We start from the raw sequence: 25,458 nt of genomic DNA, 5'->3' as shown, positions 1-25,458 counted from the left end.
AACTGGCAATAAACAAACTGCCGCAAAATGCGGCAGATTCGCAATTCAGCGAAGCGTTACAGACGACCCAGATCGTTGACCAAGGCAAGCAACATCACCCCGACCACCAAGCTGATACCGATCTGTATCCCCCAACCTTGAACCCGATCCGACAAGGGACGACCACGCGCCCACTCGATCAGATAGAACAGCAGATGCCCCCCATCCAATACCGGGATAGGCAGCAAATTCAGAACCCCCAGGCTAATGCTCAGATAAGCAAGGAAATTCAGGAAATCAGCAACGCCCGACTGGGCAGAAGCGCCCGCCACTTTAGCAATGGTTATCGGTCCACTCAAGTTTTTTACCGAGAGCTCGCCGAACAACATTTTCTTCAGTGAGTCGAGGGTCAGGACACTCATGGTCCAGGTACGACGTGCACCCTCGCCAATCGCCGCAACCGGACCGAAGCTGACCTCGCGGATCATCTCCGACGGCCAGTCGACAGCCTTGACACCCGCCCCCAGGTAGCCTGCCGGGGTCTTGCTCTCGCCACGGGAGGCCAAGGCCACCGGGACGTCGATTGGAGCACCGTCGCGCTCGACGCGCAGCACAATTTTGGTATCAGGACGTACACGAACCGCGTCGACCACCTGCTGCCAGTCAGTGACCGATTGACCATCAAGGGCCAACAGGCGATCGCCGGTCTTCAGCCCGGCAGCCTGGGCCGGCCCCTTCGGGTCGAGCTCGGCCAATACCGGCGGCAGTGCCGGACGCCAGGGGCGGATGCCCAGGGAACGGATCGGATCCGGCTCATCAGCCCCCTTGAGCCAGTTATCGAGAACCAGTTCCCGCGGAGAATCCGTCGTCGAGCCTTGCTCGCGCACCATCAACTGCAACGAACCACTCTCACCCAGGCGACGCACGAGTTGCAGGTTGACGGCGGCCCAGCCGGAAGTCGGCTCGCCATCGATGGCAACGATTTCCTCACCGGCGCTCAATCCGGCCCGGGCCGCGACGCTGCCGGCCTCGACCGCACCAATGACAGGACGTACCTGCTCGCTCCCCAGCATGGCCAGCGCCCAGAAGAACACCATGGCCAGCAGGAAATTGGCGATCGGCCCCGCCGCCACGATGGCGATGCGCTGCCGGACAGTCTTGCGGTTGAAGGATTGATCGAGCTGATCGACGGGCACCTCACCCTCACGCTCGTCGAGCATCTTTACGTAGCCGCCCAGCGGGATGGCGGCCACGACGAATTCGGTGCCCTGCTTGTCATGCCAGCGCAGCAAGGGCATGCCGAAGCCGACGGAAAACCGCAGGACTTTCACGCCGCAGCGACGGGCGACCCAGAAATGACCGAATTCGTGAAAAGTAACCAGCACACCCAATGCCACCAGGGTGCCGACAATCATATAGAGCGCGCTCATCTGTTTTCTCCGCAATCCTGTCCAGGGCAGTCCCGGCTAACGTACCGCAGCCTCAACGTCCATGGCGCCTCAGCCATTGCCCCGCCAACTCGCGGGCCCGGGCGTCCGCGGTGAACACCGCGTCGAGGTCATCGAGGGCAACCACAGCCTCGAGATTCAAGACTTCCTCGATGATACTCGCGATTTCGAGGTAACGGACACGCCCATCAAGAAACGCGGCGACCGCCACTTCATTGGCAGCGTTCAGCATGGCCGGAGCACTGTTGCCCGCCTCGGCCGCCTGCCGCGCCAGGCGCAGGCAAGGGAAGCGTTGCTCATCGGGTGCCTGGAAATCCAGGCGGGCGACGGCAAACAGGTCCAACGGGGCCACACCCGAATCGATTCGATCCGGCCAGGCCAGCGCGTTGGCGATGGGCGTGCGCATGTCCGGGTTGCCCAATTGGGCCAGCACCGAACCGTCTACATAATCCACCAGCGAGTGGATCACACTCTGCGGATGAATCACCACCTCGACCTGGGACGGCCTTGCATCGAAAAGCCAGCAAGCCTCGATCAGCTCAAGGCCCTTATTCATCATGCTGGCTGAATCCACGGAAATCTTGCGGCCCATGGACCAGTTCGGATGGGCACAGGCCTGCTCGGGTGAAACATGTTCCAATTCTGTCAGCGGCGTCTGCCGGAACGGACCGCCGGAAGCGGTCAGCAAGATCCGCCGGACACCCACGGCGCCCAGGCCACGGGAGAAATCCCGTGGCATGCATTGAAAAATCGCATTGTGTTCACTGTCGATCGGCAGCAGCACCGAACCACTTTTGCCCACTGCCTGCATGAACAACGCGCCGGACATGACCAGCGCTTCCTTGTTGGCCAACAGGATCTTCTTGCCGGCCTTCACCGCAGCCAGCGTCGGGCGCAGCCCCGCAGCACCGACGATCGCCGCCATCACTGCATCGACTTCAGGATCGGAGGCCACTTCGCACAGGCCCTCCTCACCTACCAGCACGCGGGTCTGCAAGCCGGCTGCACGCAAGTCATCCTGCAGCGCCCGTGCCACGCCGACCTCGGGCACCACGGCAAACCGTGGGGTGTGACGAATGCATAACGCCAGCAACTCGCTCAGGCGCGTGAAGCCGCTGAGGGCGAACACCTGGTAGCGCTCCGGGTGCCGGCCGATGACGTCCAGCGTACTCAGGCCGATCGAACCGGTAGCACCCAGGACAGTGATCTGCTGGGGGCGACTCACGACGCCGCCATCCACAGCAGCACAGCGAAGATCGGGACCGCTGCGGTCAGACTGTCGATACGATCCAGCACACCGCCGTGGCCAGGCAGCAGATTGCTACTATCCTTTATCCCGGACTGGCGCTTGAACATGCTTTCGGTCAGGTCCCCGACTACCGAAACGAAGACAATCAGGGCGGCGCCAAACAGACCGATCAGCAACTGGCCGGCCGTCCATTCCCGCATGACGCCAACGATCGTCGTAATCACCAGGCTCAAGGCCAGGCCACCGTAGACCCCTTCCCAACTCTTCCCGGGACTGACTTTGGGCGCGAGCTTGCGCTTGCCGAATGCCTTACCGGAGAAGTAGGCGCCGACGTCAGCCCCCCAGACCAGCACCATCACCGCCATGATCTGCCAGTTGCCCAGCGCACCTTGCTTGATCCAGATGAGCCCCTGCCAGGCCGGCAGCAGGATCAACAGGCCGATCATCAGTTTGGTCGCGGCGTTGGCCCAATGATGGGTCGTTTGCGGGTAGGTCAACACCAGGAAGGTTGCCGCTGTCCACCAAAGCACCGAAGCACCCAGCACCCAGGGCGCAATACCGGGCACCACGTACATGACAAAGAGCATCGCCGCCACGACGGCAGCGTAGGTCACACGGGCCGACTGCGCGGCAAAGCCGGCCAGCCGCGCCCACTCCCACGCCCCCAGTGTCACGACCAGCCCGATGAACAGGGCGAAGCCGGCACCATCAAGCAGGAAGAAGCCACACAGGGCGATGGGTAACAGGATCAGTGCAGTGATGATTCGTTGTTTGAGCATTAAACCCGGGCTCCAGCTTCGATCTGCTCGCTCGTTTTACCGAAACGACGCTGACGGGAAGCGAAATCAGCCAGCGCAACGCGCATGGCTTCGTGTTTGAAGTCCGGCCAGAACAGGTCGGAGAAGTACAGCTCGGCGTAAGCCAGCTGCCAAAGGAGGAAATTACTGATGCGATGTTCGCCACCGGTGCGGATGCACAGGTCCGGCAAGGGCAAGTCGCCCGTGGCCAGACAGGTCTGCAGCAGTTCAGGCGTGATGTCTTCCGGCCGCAAGTGCCCGGCCTGGACTTCCCGCGCCAGCCGCTGGGCTGCCTGGGCAATGTCCCACTGACCGCCGTAGTTGGCGGCGATCTGCAGGACAAACCGATCGGCGCCGGCCGTCGCGGCCTCGGCGTCGCGCATCGCAGCCTGCAACTCTGGATGGAAGCGCGCGCGATCACCGATGATGCGCAGGCTGATGCTGTTCTCGTTGAGGCGCTTGGCCTCACGACGCAAGGCTTTGAGGAACAACTCCATCAAGGCACTGACCTCGTCGGCCGGGCGCTGCCAGTTTTCGCTGGAAAACGCGAACAGGGTCAGCACCTCGACGCCAGCCTCGGCGCACACCTCGATGACCGCGCGAACCGCATCGACCCCCGCCTTGTGCCCGGCGACACCGGGCATGAAGCGTTTCTTGGCCCAGCGGTTGTTGCCGTCCATGATGATCGCTACGTGGCGCGGCACCGCGAACGACGCGGCCTGCTTGGTCTTATCCATGAAAACGAGACCCTTATACGGCCATCAGATCCGCTTCTTTCTGCTTGGTGGCCGCATCGATATCAGCCTCTGCCTTGTCGGTCAGTTTCTGGATATCGGCCGCCGCGCGACGTTCTTCGTCTTCGCTGATCTCCTTGTCCTTGGCCAACTTCTTCAGTTCGCCCAGGGCATCGCGTCGAATATTGCGCACGGCGACGCGCGCATCTTCGGCAGCGCTGCGCGCCTGCTTGGTGAAGCCCTTGCGGGTTTCCTCGGTCAGGGCAGGCATGGAGATGAGCAGCAACTCGCCCAGGTTGGTCGGGTTGAGATTCAAGCCGGCGCTCTGGATCGCCTTGTCGACCGCCGCGAGCATGTTGCGCTCAAAGGCCACGACCTGCAGGGTCCGCGAATCCTTTACGGTAATATTAGCGACGCTGGTGATAGGGGTGTCGGCGCCATAATAAGGGACCATCACGCTGCCCAGGATGTCCGGGTGAGCCTTGCCGGTACGAATCTGGCCAAATGCGTGACTCAGGGACTCCAGGGATTTCTGCATACGCGCTTGGGCGTCTTTCTTGATTTCATTGATCATTGTTGAACTTCCTCGATCAGGGTTCCTTCGGCGCCACCGTGCACGATATTCAGCAGGGCACCGGGCTTGTTCATGTTGAAGACACGCAACGGCATCTTGTGGTCGCGGCACAGACAGATAGCCGTCAGGTCCATGACACCCAGCTTGCGATCCAGCACTTCATCGTAGGTCAGATGATCGAACTTCTCGGCATGCGGGTCCTTGAACGGGTCGGCGGTGTAGACACCATCGACCTTGGTTGCCTTGAGCACGACATCGGCATCGATTTCGATCGCTCGCAGGCAAGCCGCCGAATCCGTGGTGAAGAACGGATTACCGGTACCAGCGGCAAAAATCACCACTTCCTTGGAGTTGAGGTGGCGCATGGCTTTGCGGCGATCGTAGTGATCGGTCACGCCAACCATGGAAATGGCCGACATCACGATGGCCGAGATATTGGCACGCTCCAAGGCGTCGCGCATAGCCAGGGCGTTCATCACAGTGGCCAGCATGCCCATATGGTCGCCCGTGACCCGATCCATGCCGGCCGCGCTCAGCGCTGCACCACGGAACAGGTTGCCGCCGCCGATAACCAGGCCGACCTGAACGCCGATCCCGACCAGTTGACCTACTTCGAGGGCCATGCGGTCCAGCACTTTCGGATCGATCCCGAACTCTTCCGAGCCCATCAGGGCCTCGCCGCTAAGCTTGAGTAGAATGCGTTTATAGCGAGCCTGATAACCACTGCCCTGCTGAGCCATTGCGAATCTCTCCTGCGGCGTATTTACGAAAATTCTGGGCAGACTATTTTGCAGCCTGCACTCACTCTAGCGTGACGCTGACACAGCGCCATCGGAACACGGCTTTGTAAGTCAGTTCCGACAGGAAACCAATAAAAATCGGCATCCTCATCCGAAAAGAGGCTGCGCGCGTGAGCGGGCAGCCTCTTCTGGGCGACAGTTGTAAAACCTGTCTTATTGCTTGTTGGCAGCAGCTAACTGGGCGGCAACTTCTTCGGCGAAGTTGTCGACCGGCTTCTCGATGCCCTCGCCTACTTTGAAGTAGGTGAAGGAGACGATTTCAGCACCGGCTTTCTTCGCCAGGTCACCGACCTTGACTTCAGGGTTCTTGACGAACGCCTGCTCGACCAGGCTGGCTTCAGCCAGGAACTTGGAGATACGACCGGCCACCATCTTCTCGGCGATGTCGGCAGGCTTGCCCTTGAGCTTCTCTTCGTTCAGTTGCAGGAAAACGGCTTTTTCGCGCTCGATCGCTTCAGCCGAAACGTCCGAAGGCAGCAGGAACTCAGGATTGGTCGCTGCTACGTGCATGGCGATGTCTTTCGCCAGCTCGGTGTCGCCGCCCTTCAGGACAACCGCAACGCCGATCTTGTTGCCGTGCAGGTAAGTACCGACCACGTCACCTTCAACGCGAACCAGACGACGGATATTGACGTTCTCGCCGGTCTTGCCAACCAACACCAGGCGCGCTTGTTCCTGAGCTTCGATCAGCGGAGCGGCATCGGTCATTTTCTCAGCAAAGGCTTTCTCGACGCTGGCAGCGACGAATGCCTTGAAGTCATCCTGCAGAGCCAGGAAGTCGGTCTGGGAGTTGACTTCCAGCAGAACGGCGGCCTTACCGTTGTCCTTGACGGCGATGGCGCCTTCAGCGGCAACGTTGCCAGCCTTCTTGGCAGCCTTGATGGCGCCCGAAGCACGCATGTCATCAATGGCTTTCTCGATGTCGCCGCCAGCCTTGGTCAAGGCTTTCTTGCAGTCCATCATGCCTTCGCCGGTACGCTCGCGCAGTTCTTTGACCAACGCTGCAGTAATCTCTGCCATTTCAAAATCCTCTTGGATAGGTTTTCAACCATTCCACCCGATCGAACGGGCGATCAATTCTTCCTGGAAAACCGTTGTTTATAGACCGCGACAGATGACAAACAGGTAGCTGCGCTGGCGACAAATGGTTTTCGAGGTGGCAAAAAGGGGGCCAAGCCCCCTTTTTGCTTACTGAGTCAACGCCAGGGGCGTCAATTACTCAGCGGCTGCTGCCGGAGCTTCTTCAGCGAAGACTTCGGTACCGCCTTGAACGTTGTTGCGACCACGGATAACAGCGTCAGCCATCGAACCCATGTACAGCTGGATGGCGCGGATGGCGTCATCGTTGCCTGGGATGATGTAGTCAACGCCTTCCGGGCTGCTGTTGGTATCGACAACGCCGATGACCGGGATACCCAGCTTGTTGGCTTCGGTGATCGCGATGCGCTCGTGGTCAACGTCGATCACGAACAGCGCGTCAGGCAGACCGCCCATGTCCTTGATACCGCCCAGGGAGCGGTCCAGCTTCTCAAGATCGCGAGTGCGCATCAGCGCTTCTTTCTTGGTCAGCTTGGCGAAAGTGCCGTCTTCGGACTGGACTTCAAGATCACGCAGACGCTTGATGGAAGCGCGGATTGTCTTGAAGTTGGTCAGCATGCCGCCCAACCAGCGGTGATCGACGTACGGCGAACCGCAACGTGCTGCTTCTTCAGCAACGATCTTGCCAGCGGAACGCTTGGTGCCGACGAACAGAATCTTGTTTTTGCCCTGGGCCAGGCGCTCTACGAAGGTCAGTGCTTCGTTGAACATCGGCAGGGTTTTTTCAAGGTTGATGATGTGGATCTTGTTACGCGCGCCGAAAATGTACTTGCCCATTTTCGGGTTCCAGTAACGGGTCTGGTGACCGAAGTGCACACCGGCCTTCAGCATATCGCGCATGTTGACTTGGGACATGATAGTTCCTTGATAAGTCGGGTTTGGCCTCCACGTATCCCAATGACCAACCAGCGGCTATATAAACCGAAGGCACCCAGGTCATCGTGTCGACACGTGTGTGGATTTAAGCTCACGGGGTCATCCCCGGAAAGCGGCGCATTTTATACCACAGCAAGGGCGAAAACGGAACCCGGATTCTGAAAACCTCTTGTGGCGAGGGGATTTATCCCCTCGCCACTGAGTTCGGGCTGGGGAGCTCTTTGTACGGTTCGTCTGTTAGAATCGCGTTTTCAGGGCCGTGCTGGTCATCATCCGCCGCCCATTTCGTTTCGAACAGCGCCGCCGGGCGCAGAGAGAGCCTGTATGACCGTCACCCTCAAGACCCCCGAGGACATCGCAAAAATGCGCGTCGCCGGCAAGCTTGCCGCCGAAGTCCTGGAAATGATCGCCGATTACGTCAAGCCGGGCGTGACCACCGAAGAGCTGGACCGCATCTGCCACGACTACATCGTCAACGAGCAGAAAGCCATTCCGGCGCCGCTCAACTACAAGGGCTTCCCGAAGTCGATCTGCACTTCGATCAACCACGTGGTCTGCCACGGCATTCCCAACGAGAAACCGTTGAAGGATGGCGACACGCTGAACATCGACGTCACCGTGATCAAGGACGGCTATCACGGCGACACCAGCCGCATGTTCCATGTCGGCAACGTGCCGGAGTGGGCCCAGCGCCTGTCGAAAGTCACCCAGGAATGCATGTACATGGCCATTGAACTGGTGAAGCCGGGTTGCCGCCTGGGGGACATCGGTGAAGTGATCCAGAAGCATGCGCAGAAGAACGGTTTTTCGGTGGTGCGTGAGTTCTGCGGCCACGGCATTGGCAAGGTCTTCCACGAAGAGCCGCAGATCCTGCACTACGGTCGTGCCGGCACCGGCATGGAACTCCAGGCGGGCATGACCTTCACCATCGAGCCGATGATCAACCAGGGTCGCGCCGACACCAAGGTCCTGGGCGACGGTTGGACCGCCATCACCAAGGACCGCAAGCTGTCGGCCCAATGGGAACACACCCTGCTGGTGACCGAGACCGGATACGAGATCTTCACCCTGCGCAGCGACGACACCATCCCTCGCGTTTCCGCCTGAGCGAAACCAGCGTACCGCTATAGATAGATAGATAGATAGATAGAAAGGAAAGCCATTCGATGCCGCAGGTGGATCCCGAACTCTTCGACCGTGGCCAGTTCCAGGCTGAACTGGCCCTGAAGGCAAGCCCCATCCCGGCCTTCAAGAAGGCGATCCGCCAGGCCCACGAAGTACTCGACCAGCGCTTTCGCAATGGCCGGGATATCCGCCGGCTGATCGAGGACCGCGCCTGGTTCGTCGACAATATCCTGCAGAAGGCCTGGGAGCAGTTCGACTGGAGCCTGGATGCCGACATCGCCCTGGTGGCAGTGGGAGGCTACGGGCGTGGCGAATTGCACCCTTACTCCGATATCGACCTGCTGATCCTGCTCGACAGCGCCGATCATGAGATCTTTCGCGACTCCATCGAACGTTTCCTGACGCTGCTGTGGGATATCGGCCTGGAGGTTGGCCAGAGCGTGCGCTCGGTGCAGGAATGCGCCGATGAGGCCCGCGCCGACCTGACGGTGGTGACCAACCTGATGGAAAGTCGCACCATTGCCGGCCCCGAGCAGCTGCGCCAGCGCATGCTCGAGGTGACCAGCACGGCGCACATGTGGCCGAGCAAGGATTTCTTCCTGGCCAAGCGCGCCGAGCAGAAGGCCCGCCATCACAAATACAACGACACCGAGTACAACCTGGAACCCAACGTCAAGGGCTCGCCCGGGGGGCTGCGGGACATCCAGACGATCCTCTGGGTCGCCCGCCGCCAGTACGGCACGCTGAACCTGCGTAACCTGGCCGGCGAGGGTTTCCTGGTGGAAAGCGAGAACGCCTTGCTGGCTTCATCACAGGAATTCTTGTGGAAGGTCCGCTACGCATTGCACATGCTCGCCGGGCGCTCTGAAGACCGCTTGCTGTTCGATCACCAGCGCTCCATCGCGAGCCTGCTGGGCTTCGAGGGCCAGGATGCCAAGCAGGCCATCGAAAACTTCATGCAGCAGTATTACCGGGTGGTGATGAGCATCGCCCAGCTCAGCGAACTGATCATCCAGCATTTCGAGGAAGTCATCCTCGCTCCGGAAGACAGTGCGCCACCGCAGCCGATCAACTCCCGGCTCCAGTTGCATGACGGGTACATCGAAGCACGCAACGCCAACGTGTTCCGTCGCACCCCCTTCGCCATGCTCGAAATCTTCGTGCTGATGGCCCAGCAGCCGGAAATCAAGGGTGTACGCGCCGATACCATTCGCCTGCTGCGGGAAAACCGTCACCTGATCGATGAAGACTTCCGCCACGACATCCGCAATACCAGCCTGTTCATCGAGCTGTTCAAGTGCAAGATCGGCGTGCACCGCAACCTGCGACGCATGAACCGTTACGGGATCCTCGGGCGCTACCTGCCGGAGTTCGGCTTTATCGTCGGGCAGATGCAGCATGACCTGTTCCACATCTATACGGTCGATGCCCATACCCTGAACCTGATCAAGCACCTGCGTAAGTTGCAGTACACCCAGGTGTCGGAGAAATTCCCGCTGGCCAGCAAGCTCATGGGCAAGCTGCCCAAGCCCGAGCTGATCTACATGGCTGGGCTGTACCACGACATTGGCAAGGGCCGCCACGGTGACCACTCCGAAATCGGCGCGGTGGATGCCGAGGCGTTCTGTCAGCGCCATCAATTGCCCCTGTGGGACAGCCGGCTGATCGTCTGGCTGGTGCAGAACCACCTGGTGATGTCGACCACCGCCCAGCGCAAGGACCTGTCCGACCCGCAGGTGATCCACGATTTCGCCCAGATCGTCGGCGATGAAACGCGCCTGGATTACCTCTATGTGCTGACGGTGGCCGACATCAACGCCACCAATCCGACCTTGTGGAACTCCTGGCGGGCCAGCCTGTTGCGCCAGCTTTACACCGAGACCAAGCGGGCCTTGCGCCGGGGCCTGGAAAACCCGGTGGACCGCGAAGAGCAGATCCGTCGCACCCAAAGCGCTGCCCTGGATATCCTGGTGCGCGGTGGCACCGACCCGGACGACGTCGAGCAGCTCTGGTCGCAACTGGGCGACGATTATTTCCTGCGCCACACCGCTGGCGACGTGGCCTGGCACAGCGACGCGATCCTGCAGCAACCGGCCGATGGTGGGCCGCTGGTGTTGATCAAGGAAACCACGCAGCGCGAGTTCGAAGGCGGCACGCAGATCTTCATCTACGCGCCGGACCAACATGACTTCTTCGCCGTGACCGTGGCCGCGATGGACCAGCTCAACCTCAACATCCACGATGCGCGGATCATCACGTCCAGCAGCCAGTTCACCCTCGACACCTATATCGTGCTCGACACCGACGGCGATTCGATTGGCGATAACCCTGCACGGATCAAGCAGATTCGCGACGGCCTCACCGAAGCCTTGCGCAACCCGGCGGACTACCCGACCATCATCCAGCGGCGGGTGCCACGCCAGCTCAAGCACTTCGCGTTCGCCCCGCAGGTGACGATCCACAACGATGCCCAGCGCCAGATCACGGTGCTGGAACTCAGCGCCCCGGACCGCCCCGGCTTGCTGGCACGGGTCGGTCATATTTTCCTGGAGTTCGACTTGTCGTTGCAGAACGCCAAGATCGCTACCCTTGGCGAGCGGGTGGAAGACGTCTTCTTTATCACCGACGCCCATAACCAGCCGTTGTCCGATCCCCTGCTGTGCAGTCGCCTGCAGGACGCGATCGTCCAGCATTTGAGCGTCAACCAGGAACCCGATGCCAGCCTGACACGCATCAACATCTGAACCCACAAACTTCCTTTTGTGGGAGCGGGCTTGCTCGCGAAAGCGGAGTGTCAGTCGACCTCTCTATAGCTGATACACCGCTTTCGCGAGCAAGCCCGCTCCCACAGGACAGTGCCCCATATTGAAGAGGCCCCAATGAACAACGCCCTGAACCAGTTGCAGCCCTACCCGTTCGAAAAGCTTCGCGCCCTGCTGGGCAGCGTCACGCCCAACCCGGACAAGCTGCCGATTGCGTTGTCCATCGGCGAACCCAAGCACCGCTCACCCAGCTTCGTCGCCGAGGCTCTGGCCGCCAACCTGGATCAGATGGCCGTTTATCCAACCACCCTGGGCATTCCAACCTTGCGCGAAGCCATTACTGGCTGGTGCGAACGTCGTTTCAATGTACCGAACGGCTGGCTCGACCCGGCGCGCCATGTGCTACCGGTCAACGGCACCCGTGAAGCGCTGTTCGCCTTCACCCAGACCGTGGTCAACCGTGGCGACGATGCCTTGGTAGTCAGCCCGAATCCGTTCTACCAGATCTACGAAGGCGCCGCGTTCCTGGCCGGGGCCAAGCCGCACTACCTGCCGTGCCTGGACGAAAACGGCTTCAACCCGGACTTCGACGCCGTTTCACCGGACATCTGGAAACGCTGTCAGATCCTGTTCCTGTGCTCCCCTGGCAACCCGACCGGCGCATTGATTCCGGTGGACGTGCTGAAGAAACTCATCGCCCTGGCCGACGAGTACGATTTCGTGATCGCCGCCGACGAGTGCTACAGCGAACTGTACTTCGACGAACAGACCCCGCCCCCGGGCCTGCTCAGCGCTTGCGTCGAACTCGGCCGCCAGGATTTCAAGCGCTGCGTGGTGTTCCACAGCCTGTCCAAGCGCTCCAACCTGCCAGGCCTGCGCTCCGGTTTCGTGGCCGGCGACGCGGACATCCTCAAAGGTTTCCTGCTGTACCGCACTTACCACGGCTGCGCGATGCCGGTGCAGACCCAACTGGCGAGCATCGCCGCATGGAACGACGAGGAACATGTACGGGCCAACCGGACGCTGTACCGAGAGAAGTTCGACGCCGTGCTGGACATCCTCAGCCCGGTGCTGGACGTTCAACGCCCCGACGGCAGCTTCTACCTGTGGCCGAACGTGGCGGGCGACGACGCAGCCTTCTGCCGGGACCTGTTCGAACAGGAACACGTGACCGTGGTGCCGGGTTCCTACCTGTCCCGAGAAGTGGATGGCGTCAACCCTGGCGCCGGGCGCGTACGCATGGCCCTGGTCGCACCGCTGGCGGAATGTGTGGAAGCGGCGGAGCGGATTCGGGCGTTCATTCAGCGGCGCGGGTGATGGACCGTTTCGGTTGAACACTGAAGTTCTGTGGCGAGAGAGCTTGCTCTAACGGGATTGATCGTTCCCACGCTCCGCGTGGGCATGCATCCCGTGACGCTCTGCGTCACTTTCCAGAAGCGGAACGCGGAGCGTCCCTGGCGGCATTCCCACGCGGAGCGTGGGAACGATCAGTGTGGGCCGGGTGGTCGGTATCTATTGCATCAAGTCCGAAGCTCTACCCGGTCCAGGCACTTGTTCGCCAACAACATGCCCAACTCAATCATCTGGGCCACTCCCAATGCTACATGTCGTCGCGAGCCGTCCTGATCGAAGGCAAGGTCATTGAGCATTGCATTGGCAGACGCCAGGGTTTCGCTGAGATTGGCCAGTAACACTTCGGTGTCGACACCGTCAGCCACAGTGAATAACTGTACTGAGGGCTTGGGGGCAGACTCGCAGTCGTCAGGCTTGAGGTAAAGATCCAACGCGCGATCAGCGGCTTCTTGCAGCTTTTCAGGGGCGTAGTCGCCGTAGGGGAACGTGGAGGCTGGTTTTGGGGGATTCGGCGTTTCTTTGATCATGTTATTGCTCCTAGAGAATTGGGAGCCGCCACCGAGTCTTCTCACGGACCGGAGGGTGGCAGCCATACGCGGGGTGAGAATCCGAGTCTCTAGGAACCCGGCCATGCCGAAGCATGCCCGCGCACAGCCGCCATAACAATGCGCAGACGAAAAGCGCCTGCACTTTATATGGTCGGCGCCTGCACGCCTAGAGGAGATCGGATTCTCACGTCCGGTCGCTGAATTGGCAGCGACCCCCAGAGGCTAGAGCCCTCGCTTCCGACGGACAACCTTAAAAACTTGTCGGAAACTTCGGTGCGTCTGTCAGACCGCACTTCCTGTGGCGAGGGGATTTAGCTCTGCAACACCTCCACCAAACCTTAAATGGCATTTGGAAGGCCGCAGCCGAAACCGTCCGGTCATGGCATAATCCTTCACCTTTTATTTCCGGCACCTGCAAAGGGGGCAGTTCCTTGACCGATTCAAGCAAAACGTTGCACCTTTTCGGCATCAAAGCCTGTGACACCATGAAAAAGGCGCGTACCTGGCTCGATGAACACGCTGTGCACTACGATTTTCACGACTATAAAATTGCCGGCATCGACCGTGAGCACCTGACCCAATGGTGCAACGAGCATGGCTGGCAAGTGGTGTTGAATAGGGCCGGTACGACCTTTCGCAAGCTCGACGACGAACGCAAAGCCGATCTCGACCAGTCGAAAGCCATCGAACTGATGCTCGCCCAACCCTCGATGATCAAGCGCCCGGTGCTCGATCTCGGTGACCGAACCCTGATTGGCTTCAAGCCAGATATCTATGCGGCAGAAATCAAGTAAGCCTGCCCAGTCCATTTTGTTGAGGTAATGTTCATGTCCACTACCCTGTTCAGCCTGGCCTTCGGTGTCGGCACTCAAAACCGTCAAGGCGTCTGGCTGGAAGTGTTCTACGCACAGCCACTGCTCAACCCGTCGGCCGATATCGTCAAGGCCATCGTGCCGATCCTGGGCTACAGCGAAGGCAACCAGGCCATCACCTTCACCACCGCCCAGGCTTCGCAACTGGCTGAAGCCCTCAAGGGTGTCGATGCCGCACAAGCCGCGTTGCTGACCCGCCTGGCCGAAAGCCACAAGCCGCTGGTCGCCACCCTGCTGGCTGAAGATGCGCAACTGAGCTCCACCCCCGAGGCCTACCTCAAGCTGCACCTGCTGTCCCATCGCCTGGTCAAGCCCCATGGCCTGAACCTGGCCGGCATTTTCCCGTTGCTGCCGAACGTGGCCTGGACCAGCCAGGGCGCGATCGACCTCAGCGAACTGGCCGAGCACCAGCTCGAAGCCCGCCTGCGTGGCGAGTTGCTGGAAGTGTTCTCGGTGGACAAGTTCCCGAAAATGACTGACTACGTGGTTCCGGCCGGCGTGCGTATCGCCGATGCCGCACGGATCCGCCTGGGCGCCTACGTGGGCGAAGGCACCACCGTGATGCACGAAGGTTTCGTCAACTTCAACGCCGGCACCGAAGGCCCGGGCATGATCGAAGGGCGTGTCTCGGCGGGCGTGTTCGTCGGCAAGGGTTCGGACCTGGGCGGCGGTTGCTCCACCATGGGCACCCTGTCGGGTGGTGGCAACATCGTGATCAAGGTCGGCGAAGGCTGCCTGATCGGTGCCAACGCCGGTATCGGTATTCCATTGGGCGACCGCAACACCGTGGAATCGGGCCTGTACGTGACCGCCGGTACCAAGGTGGCGTTGCTGGATGAAAACAACCAGCTGGTCAAAGTGGTCAAGGCCCGCGACCTGGCCGGCCAGCCTGACCTGCTGTTCCGTCGCAACTCCGAAACCGGCGCGGTGGAATGCAAGACCCACAAGTCGGCCATCGAGCTGAACGAAGCACTGCACGCGCATAACTAAGCCGCTTCACCGTCACCTGTGGGAGCAAGCCCGCTCCCACAGCGTCCGGCGTAACCCGGCAGGGCCCGAAAGCATGTTGATCCAATCCCCCTGGCGTGCCGATTTCCCGGCCATCGCCGCCCTGCAACGGCAAGGCCAGACCTACCTGGACAACGCCGCTACCACGCAAAAACCCCAGGCCCTGCTGGATGCCCTGGCGCATTACTACACCAACGGCGCGGCCAACGTGCACCGCGCGCAACACCTGCCGGGCGCCCATGCCACCCAGGCGTTCGAAGACAGTCGCCTCAAGGTGTCGCAATGGCTCAATGCGGGGGAATGCGGGCAGATCGTGTTTACCCACGGCGCCACTTCGGCGCTGAACCTCCTGGCCTACGGGCTGGAACATTTATTCAATCCAGGCGATGAAATCGTCATCAGCGCCCTGGAGCACCACGCCAACCTGCTGCCCTGGCAGCAACTAGCCGAGCGCCGCTCGTTGACGCTGGTGGTGTTGCCGCTCGACACCCACGGCGTCATCAACCTCGACGCCGCCGCCGACCTGATTGGCCCGCGTACACGCTTGCTGGCGGTGAGCCAGCTGTCCAACGTGCTGGGCACCTGGCAACCCTTGCCGCCGCTCTTGGCCCTGGCCAAGGCCCAAGGCGCCCTGACGGTCATCGACGGTGCCCAGGGTGTGGTCCACGGACGTCACGATGTGCAGGCCCTGGGCTGTGATTTCTACGTATTTTCTAGCCACAAGCTCTATGGGCCCGAAGGGCTGGGTGCGCTGTTCGGCCGCAACGAAGCCCTTGGCGAGCTGCGTCATTGGCAGTTCGGCGGCGAAATGGTGCAACAGGCCGACTACCACCGCGCCACGTTCCGCCCCGCCCCCCTGGGTTTCGAAGCCGGCACACCGCCCATCGCCAGCGTGATCGGCCTGGGGGCGACCCTGGATTATCTGTCCGGCCTCGACGCACAAGATGTCATTGACCATGAGCGCGCGTTGCACGACTACCTGCTCCACGGCCTGCTGGCGCGCAACGGCGTGCGCCTGGTGGGCAATCCACGGCTGGCATTGGTCAGTTTCGTAGTGGACGGCGTGCACAACGCCGACCTCGCTCATCTATTGACCGAACAAGGCATTGCCGTACGCGCCGGGCATCACTGCGCCATGCCACTGTTCAAGCATCTGCAGTTGTCGGGCGCGATCCGGGTGTCGCTGGCGCTGTACAACGACTCAGCCGATATCGAGCGTTTCTTCGAAGCCCTCGACCAGGCCCTGGAGATGCTGCGATGAACCTGCCCGCCGATGCCGCCACGGCGCTGCAAATCTTCCAGGACGCCTCGGGCTGGGAACAACGCGCCCGGCTGTTGATGCAATGGGGCGAGCGTCTGCCGCCCTTGGGCGAGACGGAAAAGTGCGATGCCAACCTGGTCAGCGGTTGTGAAAGCCAGGTGTGGCTGGTGGGCCAGTTACAGGATGGGCACTGGCAATTCTCTGCGGCCAGCGATGCGCGGTTGATTCGTGGGCTGGTGGCGCTGCTGCTGGCGCGGGTCAACGGGTTGACCGCCGCCGAGTTGCAGCAGGTGGATTTGCCGGGGTGGTTCAGTGAGTTGGGATTATCGCGCCAGCTTTCGCCGTCGCGCAGCAATGGGTTGAATGCGGTGTTACAGCGGATGCACCAACTGGCACAATGATTGTGGCGAGGGATTTATCCCCTCGCCACAAAAGCCGTTACTGCCCGCTCTTTAGCCTGTCAGCCGGCCGCCGCACACCCGCCACGATCTTATCCACAGCCTTGGTCGCCGCGACCATGCCAAACGTCGCCGTTACCATCATCACCGCGCCAAACCCGCCGGCGCAGTCGAGCTTCACGCCGTCGCCGACGAAACTCTTCTGCAAGCAAATGCTGCCGTCCGGTTTCGGGTAGCGCAGTTGTTCGGTGGAGAACACACAGGGCACGCTGTAGTGACGGGTCACGGTACGGGAAAAACCGTAGTCGCGGCGCAGGGTAGAACGGACTTTCGAAGCCAGCGGGTCATTGAAGGTACGGTTCAGATCGCAGACCTGGATCAGCGTCGGGTCGATCTGCCCGCCCGCGCCGCCGGTGGTGATGATCTGGATCTTGCGGCGCTTGCACCAGGCGATCAGCGCCGCCTTGGCGTTGACACTGTCAATACAGTCGATCACGCAGTCGATGTTCGGCGTGATGTACTCGGCCATGGTGTCGCGGGTGACGAAGTCCGCCACGGCGTGCACCGTGCAATCGGGATTGATCCCGCGCAGGCGCTCGGCCATCACCTCGACCTTGGGTTTGCCGACGGTGCTGTCCAGGGCGTGCAACTGGCGGTTGGCGTTGCTGACACAGACATCGTCCAGGTCGAACAGCGAAATCTCGCCCACGCCACACCGGGCAATGGCTTCCGCCGCCCAGGAACCGACGCCACCCACCCCGACAATCGCCACATGGGCCGCCCGCAGGCGCTCCAGGCCTTCGAGGCCATACAAACGGGCGATGCCGGCAAACCGTGGATCTTCTGTACTCATGAACATTACCCTGAAAACCGGCGCGCATTATAGGGCACCGGAAACCAATCGGTCGTCGTTTTGCTATAAGATAACCGCCATTTTGTGAGTGCTGGCCGAACATTAACCGATGGCCAGACTCAGATCCTGTGGGAGCGGGCTTGCTCGCGAAAGCGGTGTGTCAGGCAATACATGTGTGACTGATACACCGCTTTCGCGAGCAAGCCCGCTCCCACATGGGATCTATGTCTCTATTCCCTGATCCGGAGCTTTCCATGACGGCCCACGCCGACCTCTCGCCGACCCTGCAACTCGCCTGCGACCTGATCCGCCGTCCGTCCGTGACGCCGGTGGATGCCGATTGCCAGAAACTGATGATGCAGCGCCTGGGCGATGCAGGTTTCAAGCTCGAGCCGATGCGCATCGAGGATGTGGATAACTTCTGGGCCAGCCATGGCAAGCACGACGGTCCGGTACTGTGCTTCGCCGGGCACACCGACGTAGTGCCGACCGGTCCGGTGCAGGCCTGGCAGCTCGACCCGTTCGATGCGGTCATCGACGACCAAGGCATGCTCTGTGGCCGTGGCGCGGCCGACATGAAGGGCAGCCTCGCGGCGATGGTAGTGGCGGCTGAGCGGTTCGTCGCCGACTACCCGGACCACAAGGGCTCGATCACGTTCCTGATCACCAGTGATGAAGAAGGTCCGGCCCACCACGGCACCAAGGCCGTGGTCGAGCGCCTCAAGGCCCGCCAGGAGCGCCTGGACTGGTGCATCGTCGGCGAGCCGTCGAGCACCACCCTGGTGGGCGACGTGGTCAAGAACGGCCGTCGCGGCTCCCTCGGTGCGAAGCTGACCGTGCGCGGCAAGCAAGGCCACGTGGCCTACCCGCACCTGGCGAAGAACCCGATCCACCTGGCGGCTCCGGCGTTGGCGGAACTGGCCGCCGAGCATTGGGACCATGGCAACGATTTCTTCCCGCCCACCAGTTTCCAGATCTCCAACCTCAACGCTGGCACCGGCGCGACCAACGTGATCCCGGGTGACCTGGTGGCGGTGTTCAACTTCCGCTTCTCCACCGAGTCCACTGTCGAAGGCCTGCAACAGCGCGTCGCTGACATTCTCGACAAGCATCAGCTGGACTGGCACATCGACTGGGCCCTGTCCGGCCTGCCGTTCCTCACCGAGCCGGGCGCGCTGCTGGACGCCGTATCGTCGAGCATCAAGGACGTGACCGGTCGCGAAACCCAGGCCTCCACCAGCGGCGGCACATCCGACGGTCGTTTCATCGCCACCATGGGCACCCAAGTGGTGGAACTGGGGCCGGTCAACGCGACCATCCACCAGGTCAACGAACGCGTGCTGGCGGCCGATCTCGATGTACTGACCGAGATCTATTACAAAACGCTGGTCAAGTTGCTCGCCTGATGCTCGCGTGTCCGATCTGCAGTGAACCGCTGAACGCGGTGGATAATGGCGTGGCCTGCGCGGCCGGGCATCGGTTCGACCGCGCCCGCCAGGGCTACTTGAACCTGTTGCCGGTGCAACACAAGAACAGCCGCGACCCTGGCGACAACCAGGCCATGGTCGAAGCCCGTCGCGACTTCCTCAATGCCGGGCACTACGCCCCCGTCGCCCGCCGCCTGGCCGAACTGGCGGCTGAGCGTAACCCCGGCCGCTGGCTGGACATCGGCTGTGGCGAGGGCTATTACACCGCGCAGATCGCCGACGCGCTGCCTGATGCCGATGGTTATGCCCTGGACATTTCCCGCGAGGCAGTCAAGCGCGCCTGTAAACGCGACCCACAGCTGACCTGGTTGATCGCCAGCATGGCGCGGGTGCCGCTGGCTGACGGCTGCTGCCAATTCCTGGCGAGCGTGTTCAGCCCGCTGGACTGGCAGGAGGCCAAGCGCCTGCTCAGCCCCGGTGGTGGCCTGATGAAAGTCGGTCCCACCCGCGGTCACCTGATGGAGTTGCGCGAACGCCTGTACGACGAAGTGCGCGAGTACACCGATGACAAGCATCTGGCCCTGGTCCCTTCGGGCATGGCGCTGGCGCACAGCGAAACCCTGGAATTCAAGCTGGTCCTGAAACACGGCCAGGACCGTGCCAACCTGTTGGCGATGACGCCCCACGGCTGGCGCGCCAGTGCCGAGCGCCGCGCCAGCGTGATCGAGCAGGCCGAGCCGTTCGAAGTCACGGTGTCGATGCGCTACGATTATTTCGTTCTTCAATAACCGATCAAATCCGCGAATGGATTTTTCAAGACCGCAGTGAGGATATCCATGCGCCAACCCGATATCGAGATCTACCTCAAAGACGCTGACGTCGACCACAAGGCCATCGCCGCCTGGCTGACCCAGGCGCTGGGCCCGTGCAGCGAATGGACCCAGAAAGGCCAGACCTACAAGTGCAAGGCCGGCGACATCTCGGTGACCTGGCTGCCCAAGGCCGTGGGCAAATGGAACAGCCTGTACCTGGAAAGCGACCGGACCCCATGGGATGACGACATCGCCTGCGCCCGTGCCGCATTTGCCGCACTGAATGTCGAAGTGCGTTGCGCGCCTGGTTCGTGGGTTGAAGAGGAAGGGGAAGAGTCGGCTGATCGCTGGATTCGCATCAGTGCCGATGGGGAAGAAGAGATTACCTGGCGGACTGCCTGACGCAGCCTTTGAGGATGTAAAGCAAATCCCCTGTGGGAGCGAGCAGGCTCGCTCCCACAGGGATCCCTGGTATGGCTGAAAAAGGTTACAACCCCACCACATCCTCAGCCTGCAAACCCTTCTGCCCTTGCACCACCGCATATTCGACCTGTTGGCCTTCGGTCAACGAACGGTGGCCCTCACCGCGGATCGCGCGGTAATGCACGAATACATCCGCTCCACCTTCGCGCTGGATGAAGCCGTATCCCTTGGCGTCATTGAACCATTTCACATTGCCGGTCTCGCGCGCTGCCATCTGCTCATACCCCATTGTTATTATTGAACGGCTTTTCATGGGAAAGCCTCGGGAATGTCGGCCGTGCCCGAGGGCGTCGGTGACAGACTGCCGAGTATATTACAGCGCCCAAAACTCTCAACTGGCGTGCGGGTCGCCATTTTTGCCGATTTGCAATGTGATCGCTGCGTTTTCACGACCTAGAAGACACCTTGATCCTCCATGATATAACTGAAGTTATCCCCCGCCGGGCCGTCGAGGGTAAGCCGGACCACCGGAACACGCCGTCCTGTCGTGTTGAAAAAATCCCGCTGCATATTCTTGGCCTCTTCGACACCCTGCTCATTCGTGCCGAAATGGAAGAACGCCTTGATCGGAAGGTTGGGTGTATCTTGTGGCCAAGTCTTGATGACTACTTCGTTGTGTTGCCAATCCGGATGTTCCGCATCCGGGTGTTCCCGAGCGGCAAGACTCAAGGCAAACCCCGCCTGATCGACGCCAAAACTACACTGATGACGGTACCGGTCAGGGGCACTCGGATACTGTTGAAAGTGCGCGCGCCAAGCGTCCAGCGTCGTGATGTTTTGAGTGATACAGGGCCCGCTGTCCTGGGGAAACTCGTAACCGACCCCGCAACCATTGGATGCCCTGCGCACGGATTCGCCATCGTAGGGGTACGCACAAAGTACCTGCAGTGGATAACTGCCATTGGCAAAGGACCGGGCTGGCTCAAGGATCAGGCCCTGGACACGATTGCCCGGTAGATGGTTCATACCCAGCCCGGCTCGCAGGTAACTGAACGAAACACCCCCCAGGTTGATAGCACTAAAACTCGGATTCCAAACATGATAGGCCGTGGAGTAGCCCGCTGTGCGCATCAAGATCCCGCTGCAATAGAACGCCGCCCTGTTATTCAGACAACTGGTGTTCGTGCTTGCAAACAGCACATTGAGTTCTTTGGCAACCCGATCCCCCTCACTCGTCCACGTTGCCACATGGAACGGTATATTCGGCCCCCAATTCGAAGCGATGCCATTGAGACGTTGGTAGGCGCTTATCGAGTAAGGGCCCGTCGGGAGTTGGCCCTCGCTGCGAATTTGCCAACGGCCATCGGCACCGACTGTCGTACTGGCTAACAGGGTGCCTAAATGGCTCCTTGCCACTTGAATGGTCGCCCCCGCAATGCCTGTGCCGGAGAACAATAACCATGGCTCACCCAGACTGTTTTCCATCGGCGAGGTGATCACGGGGGGATCCGGTGTATCGGTCACGGTAAAGGCCACATTTTCCCCCCAATCGGACGTTTCCCCATTTAAGGTCTGGTGGCTTGCTATCGAATAGGGCCCGACCGGGAGCGCCACCGTACTGCGAACCTGCCAGCGGCCTTCGGCGTCAACTGTCGTACTGGCTATCCATGTGCCGGTATGGCTCGTTGCTATTTGCACCGTCGCTCCCGGGATTCCTGTACCGGACAGCCATGGCAGACGGTAACTTGAACCGTTTAATCCGGGCGTCTCAATCGTCGGGCGGGACAGTGCCAACGCGAGTGCCGTAAGCGGAGTACACACTGAACACACCCATGCGCTAAACAACAATATCTTCCAGTAATCTTTCATGATCGGCCCTCTCCATTCGAAGCTACGACGAATGTATGACGCTGATCCAACGACGCGTCTACTGGCAGACCTGACAGGTACATGCACCGCAATACCGGAAACCACAAAAGCCTCGAATAAAGAACCCAGCAACATCGCCGCTTTTTTGCCGATCCCAGGCGAATCCGGCACACTAACGACCCGAGCAGTTGCTCGGTTCCATCCACTCACGCAGAAGCCGTATGACCCGCTCCCCGTTCCGCCGTCTTGTGTTTGGCACCTTGCGCCGACTGTTGTACCTCTGGGTTCGCTCAGAGACGATCAACCAGTCGTCCTTCACCCTCAACCTCGACCGCAGTCGTCCGGTGTTCTACGTCCTGCAAGATCCCTCGCTCACCGACCTGGCGGTACTCGACGCCGAGTGCACCAAGGCCGGCCTGCCCCGCCCGGTGTTGCCGGTGTCGGTGGGCAACCTGCTGGAACCGGCGGCATTCTTCTACCTGACGCCGGCGCCGGATTGGCTCGGACGCCAGGACAAGCGCGGCGCGCCACCGACCCTGACGCGACTGGTCAACGTGTTGACCCACGACGCCGCCGAAGATGCGCAGATCATCCCGGTCAGTGTGTTCTGGGGTCAGTCGCCCGACAGCGAATCCAGCCCGTGGAAACTGTTGTTCGCCGACAGCTGGGCCGTCACCGGACGCCTGCGTCGCCTGTTGAGCATCATGATCCTGGGACGCAAGACCCGCGTGCAGTTCTCTGCGCCGATTCATCTGCGCAACCTGATCGAGCACGACAAAGGCCACGAACGTACCGTGCGCATGGCCCAGCGGATCCTGCGAGTGCATTTCCGCAACCTGAAGGCGGCGGTCATCGGCCCCGACCTTTCTCATCGGCGCAACCTGGTCAAGGGCCTGGTGAACCAGCCATTGGTCAAGCAAGCGATTGCCGACGAGGCCGAGCGGGAAAAAATCTCGGCGGAAAAAGCCAAGGCACTGGCCCTGCGCTACGGCAACGAAATCGCCTCGGACTACACCTACACCGCCATTCGTTTCCTGGAAGTGGTGCTGAGCTGGTTCTGGAACAAGATCTACGATGGCATCAAGGTCAACAATATCGAAGGCGTGCAAAACATCGCCCCAGGCCATGAAGTCATTTATGTGCCGTGCCACCGCAGCCACATCGACTACCTGCTGCTGTCATACCTGCTGTTCCGCAATGGCCTGACCCCACCGCATATCGCCGCCGGCATCAACCTCAACATGCCGGTGGTCGGCAGCCTGCTGCGCCGTGGCGGGGCGTTCTTCATGCGCCGCACCTTCAAGGGCAACCCGCTCTACACCGCGGTGTTCAATGAATACCTGCACACGCTGTTCACCAAGGGTTTTCCGGTGGAGTACTTCGTCGAAGGCGGTCGTTCGCGCACCGGACGCATGCTGCAACCCAAGACCGGCATGCTCGCCATCACCTTACGCAGCTTCCTGCGTTCATCGCGCACACCCATTGTGTTCGTGCCGGTGTACATCGGCTATGAGCGGGTGCTGGAAGGTCGTACGTACCTGGGTGAGTTACGCGGGGCCAGCAAGAAGAAGGAATCGATCTTCGACATCTTCAAGGTCATCGGAGCCCTCAAGCAACGCTTCGGCCAGGTGGCGGTGAACTTCGGCGAACCGATTAAACTGGCTGAGTTCCTCGATGGCGAACAGCCGGATTGGCGCCAGCAGGAATTGGGGCCGCAGTTCAAACCGGCCTGGCTCAACGCGACCACCCATCGCCTGGGTGAACGCGTGGCCCGGCACCTGAACGAAGCCGCCGCCATCAATCCGGTCAATCTCGTGGCCCTGGCGCTGTTGTCCACCAGCCGCCTGGCACTCGACGATCAGGCCATGGCCCGGGTGTTGGACCTGTACCTGGCGTTGCTGCGCAAAGTACCGTACTCCCCCCACACCACATTGCCCGAAGGGGATGGCCGGGCGCTGATCGAACACGTGAAAGGCATGGACTTGCTGTCGGAACAGAACGATGCCCTGGGCAAGATCCTGTACCTGGATGAGCAGAATGCGGTGCTGATGACTTACTACCGCAACAATGTGCTGCACATCTTCGCCCTGCCGGCGTTGCTGGCGAGCTTCTTCCAGAGTGCTTCGCGCATGAGCCGCGAGCAGATCCTGCGCTACACCCACGCCTTGTACCCGTACCTGCAATCGGAGTTGTTCATTCGCTGGTCACTGGAACAACTGGACGACGTGATCGACCAGTGGCTCGAAGCGTTCGTCGAACAGGGCCTGCTGCGTTTCGAAAATAACCTGTACCTGCGTCCGGCGCCGAGTTCGCGGCACTTCGTGTTGCTGACCCTGCTGTCCAAGAGCATCGCCCAGGCCCTGCAACGCTTCTACATGACCGTCTCGCTGTTGCTCAACAGCGGTCAGAACAGCATCAGTGCCGAAGAGCTGGAAGATCTCTGCACCGTCATGGCCCAGCGCCTGTCGATCTTGCATGGCCTGAACGCACCGGAATTCTTCGACAAGACCCTGTTCCGCCATTTCATCCAGACGATGCTGGACCTCGATGTTCTGCGCCGGGACGAAGCCGGCAAGCTAAGCTATCACGAACTGCTGGGCGAACTGGCCGAAGGCGCCGCCAAACGGGTGCTGCCGGCGGAGATTCGTTTGTCGATCCGCCAAGTGGCGTTGCATCGCAGTGAAGATGCGGCGGATCAGGTTGCTCCGGTGACCCAGGATTGATTCCCACCGGCGCCAGGCTGTTTCCTGGTGCCCTCGAACAAGGAATTGCGCCATGAAAAAAATGACCCTGCTGGCCATTGCCGCACTGCTCGGCGCCTGCTCCAGCGCGCCGCTGGCGAGCAAGAACTACCTCGACGGCGAAGTGTTCTATCTGCAACGCATCGCCCTGCCGCCCACCGCGACCCTGCGCGTGAGCCTGCAAGATGTTTCACTGGCCGACGCTCCTGCGGTGGTGCTCGATGAGCAGAGCGGCCTGATCAAAGGCCAGGTCCCGCTGCCGTTCCGCCTCAGTTATGATCCCGCCCAGGTCAAGCCCGGCCATCGTTATGCCGTGAGCGCCCGCATCGAAGTGGACGGCCAGTTGATGTTCATCACCACTGAACAACACGCCGTACAACTCGATGGTCAGGATCCGCAGCCGTTGAAGATTCGCGTCAACGCCGCACGCTGATTGCTTTTTTCCAACTTT

Annotated in this window: 24 protein-coding genes; 12 read left to right on the top strand and 12 right to left on the bottom strand. The window is 60.9% G+C overall.

The features are described from left to right. Positions 1-56: 56 nt before the first annotated feature. The 8 genes from rseP to rpsB all read right to left on the bottom strand — a co-directional run bounded on the left by rseP (position 57) and on the right by rpsB (position 7,534). Positions 57-1,409: a sigma E protease regulator RseP gene (rseP, locus tag FBY02_RS03475; RefSeq protein WP_144923419.1), complete on the bottom strand. Its 1,353-nt coding sequence runs from the start codon at positions 1,407-1,409 to the stop codon at positions 57-59. A 52-nt stretch (positions 1,410-1,461) separates the two neighbouring features. Beyond that, positions 1,462-2,652: a 1-deoxy-D-xylulose-5-phosphate reductoisomerase gene (gene ispC / locus FBY02_RS03470; protein ID WP_144923416.1), complete on the bottom strand. Its 1,191-nt coding sequence runs from the start codon at positions 2,650-2,652 to the stop codon at positions 1,462-1,464. Next, positions 2,649-3,455, bottom strand: coding sequence for a phosphatidate cytidylyltransferase (locus tag FBY02_RS03465; RefSeq protein ID WP_144923413.1), 807 nt, complete (start codon positions 3,453-3,455; stop codon positions 2,649-2,651). Before FBY02_RS03465 ends, ispC begins: the two co-directional genes overlap by 4 nt. Beyond that, the gene (gene uppS, locus FBY02_RS03460) at positions 3,455-4,210 is read right to left on the bottom strand and encodes a polyprenyl diphosphate synthase (RefSeq protein WP_144923410.1); all 756 of its coding nucleotides are present in this window, start codon (positions 4,208-4,210) and stop codon (positions 3,455-3,457) included. The genes FBY02_RS03465 and uppS overlap by 1 nt, the downstream gene beginning before the upstream one ends. Before the next feature lie 13 nt (positions 4,211-4,223). Next, positions 4,224-4,781 carry a ribosome recycling factor gene (frr, locus tag FBY02_RS03455; RefSeq protein ID WP_144923407.1) on the bottom strand — a complete coding sequence of 186 codons (558 nt, stop codon included), beginning with the start codon at positions 4,779-4,781 and terminating at the stop codon, positions 4,224-4,226. Continuing rightward, positions 4,778-5,521 carry a UMP kinase gene (pyrH, locus tag FBY02_RS03450; protein ID WP_003198235.1) on the bottom strand — a complete coding sequence of 248 codons (744 nt, stop codon included), beginning with the start codon at positions 5,519-5,521 and terminating at the stop codon, positions 4,778-4,780. The genes frr and pyrH overlap by 4 nt, the downstream gene beginning before the upstream one ends. Before the next feature lie 213 nt (positions 5,522-5,734). Next, positions 5,735-6,601, bottom strand: a complete 867-nt coding sequence (gene tsf, locus FBY02_RS03445) for a translation elongation factor Ts (protein WP_144923405.1) — start codon at positions 6,599-6,601, stop codon at positions 5,735-5,737. Between the two features lie 195 nt (positions 6,602-6,796). Next, on the bottom strand, positions 6,797-7,534 hold the full coding sequence (gene rpsB / locus FBY02_RS03440) for a 30S ribosomal protein S2 (RefSeq protein WP_033034560.1): 738 nt from the start codon (positions 7,532-7,534) through the stop codon (positions 6,797-6,799). A gap of 345 nt (positions 7,535-7,879) precedes the next feature. Between rpsB and map the strand changes: the two genes are divergently transcribed. From map to dapC, 3 genes are all read left to right on the top strand, one after another. Beyond that, a complete protein-coding gene (gene map, locus FBY02_RS03435) occupies positions 7,880-8,662 on the top strand; it encodes a type I methionyl aminopeptidase (RefSeq protein ID WP_047702012.1) in 783 nt (260 codons plus the stop codon). Positions 8,663-8,721: 59 nt separating this feature from the next. Beyond that, positions 8,722-11,424 carry a [protein-PII] uridylyltransferase gene (locus tag FBY02_RS03430; RefSeq protein WP_144923402.1) on the top strand — a complete coding sequence of 901 codons (2,703 nt, stop codon included), beginning with the start codon at positions 8,722-8,724 and terminating at the stop codon, positions 11,422-11,424. 135 nt (positions 11,425-11,559) lie between these two features. Further along, positions 11,560-12,759 carry a succinyldiaminopimelate transaminase gene (gene dapC / locus FBY02_RS03420; RefSeq protein ID WP_144923395.1) on the top strand — a complete coding sequence of 400 codons (1,200 nt, stop codon included), beginning with the start codon at positions 11,560-11,562 and terminating at the stop codon, positions 12,757-12,759. Positions 12,760-12,962: 203 nt separating this feature from the next. On the opposite strand, the gene FBY02_RS03410 is transcribed toward dapC, so the two are convergent. Beyond that, positions 12,963-13,322, bottom strand: coding sequence for a DUF6124 family protein (locus tag FBY02_RS03410; RefSeq protein WP_144923389.1), 360 nt, complete (start codon positions 13,320-13,322; stop codon positions 12,963-12,965). 452 nt (positions 13,323-13,774) lie between these two features. Here FBY02_RS03410 and FBY02_RS03405 point away from each other — a divergent pair, with 452 nt between their 5' ends. The 4 genes from FBY02_RS03405 to FBY02_RS03390 all read left to right on the top strand — a co-directional run bounded on the left by FBY02_RS03405 (position 13,775) and on the right by FBY02_RS03390 (position 16,885). Then, the gene (locus FBY02_RS03405; protein WP_256662461.1) at positions 13,775-14,137 is read left to right on the top strand and encodes an ArsC family reductase; all 363 of its coding nucleotides are present in this window, start codon (positions 13,775-13,777) and stop codon (positions 14,135-14,137) included. Between the two features lie 33 nt (positions 14,138-14,170). Continuing rightward, positions 14,171-15,205 carry a 2,3,4,5-tetrahydropyridine-2,6-dicarboxylate N-succinyltransferase gene (gene dapD, locus FBY02_RS03400; protein WP_144923383.1) on the top strand — a complete coding sequence of 345 codons (1,035 nt, stop codon included), beginning with the start codon at positions 14,171-14,173 and terminating at the stop codon, positions 15,203-15,205. A gap of 73 nt (positions 15,206-15,278) precedes the next feature. After that, complete coding sequence (locus tag FBY02_RS03395) at positions 15,279-16,484, top strand: aminotransferase class V-fold PLP-dependent enzyme (RefSeq protein ID WP_144923380.1); 1,206 nt, start codon at positions 15,279-15,281, stop codon at positions 16,482-16,484. Next, the gene (locus FBY02_RS03390) at positions 16,481-16,885 is read left to right on the top strand and encodes a SufE family protein (RefSeq protein WP_144923377.1); all 405 of its coding nucleotides are present in this window, start codon (positions 16,481-16,483) and stop codon (positions 16,883-16,885) included. Before FBY02_RS03395 ends, FBY02_RS03390 begins: the two co-directional genes overlap by 4 nt. Before the next feature lie 37 nt (positions 16,886-16,922). Here the strand turns inward: FBY02_RS03390 and tcdA are convergent, their stop codons facing one another. After that, on the bottom strand, positions 16,923-17,735 hold the full coding sequence (tcdA, locus tag FBY02_RS03385; protein WP_024779001.1) for a tRNA cyclic N6-threonylcarbamoyladenosine(37) synthase TcdA: 813 nt from the start codon (positions 17,733-17,735) through the stop codon (positions 16,923-16,925). 254 nt (positions 17,736-17,989) lie between these two features. Between tcdA and dapE the strand changes: the two genes are divergently transcribed. Genes dapE through FBY02_RS03370 form a run of 3 tightly spaced genes read left to right on the top strand, consistent with a single transcriptional unit; the run spans position 17,990 to position 20,376 of the window. Further along, positions 17,990-19,141, top strand: coding sequence for a succinyl-diaminopimelate desuccinylase (gene dapE, locus FBY02_RS03380; RefSeq protein ID WP_144923371.1), 1,152 nt, complete (start codon positions 17,990-17,992; stop codon positions 19,139-19,141). Next, on the top strand, positions 19,141-19,950 hold the full coding sequence (locus FBY02_RS03375) for a putative RNA methyltransferase (RefSeq protein ID WP_144923368.1): 810 nt from the start codon (positions 19,141-19,143) through the stop codon (positions 19,948-19,950). The genes dapE and FBY02_RS03375 overlap by 1 nt, the downstream gene beginning before the upstream one ends. 48 nt (positions 19,951-19,998) lie before the next feature. Next, entirely contained in the window at positions 19,999-20,376 is a 378-nt protein-coding gene (locus FBY02_RS03370; protein ID WP_144923365.1) for a hypothetical protein, read from the top strand. Between the two features lie 85 nt (positions 20,377-20,461). Here the strand turns inward: FBY02_RS03370 and FBY02_RS03365 are convergent, their stop codons facing one another. Together FBY02_RS03365 and FBY02_RS03360 are read right to left on the bottom strand one after the other, a co-directional pair. After that, positions 20,462-20,671: a cold-shock protein gene (locus tag FBY02_RS03365; protein ID WP_144923488.1), complete on the bottom strand. Its 210-nt coding sequence runs from the start codon at positions 20,669-20,671 to the stop codon at positions 20,462-20,464. Positions 20,672-20,850: 179 nt separating this feature from the next. Then, positions 20,851-22,266, bottom strand: a complete 1,416-nt coding sequence (locus tag FBY02_RS03360) for a carboxypeptidase-like regulatory domain-containing protein (RefSeq protein WP_144923363.1) — start codon at positions 22,264-22,266, stop codon at positions 20,851-20,853. Between the two features lie 221 nt (positions 22,267-22,487). Here FBY02_RS03360 and plsB point away from each other — a divergent pair, with 221 nt between their 5' ends. After that, positions 22,488-24,989 carry a glycerol-3-phosphate 1-O-acyltransferase PlsB gene (gene plsB, locus FBY02_RS03355; protein ID WP_144923359.1) on the top strand — a complete coding sequence of 834 codons (2,502 nt, stop codon included), beginning with the start codon at positions 22,488-22,490 and terminating at the stop codon, positions 24,987-24,989. Positions 24,990-25,041: 52 nt separating this feature from the next. Further along, a complete protein-coding gene (locus FBY02_RS03350) occupies positions 25,042-25,440 on the top strand; it encodes a YbaY family lipoprotein (protein WP_144923356.1) in 399 nt (132 codons plus the stop codon). Positions 25,441-25,458 lie beyond the last annotated feature (18 nt).

The organism is Pseudomonas sp. SJZ078 (assembly GCF_007828255.1).
Classification (GTDB): Bacteria; Pseudomonadota; Gammaproteobacteria; order Pseudomonadales; family Pseudomonadaceae; genus Aquipseudomonas.
This window is presented reverse-complemented; position numbering and strand designations above follow the sequence as displayed.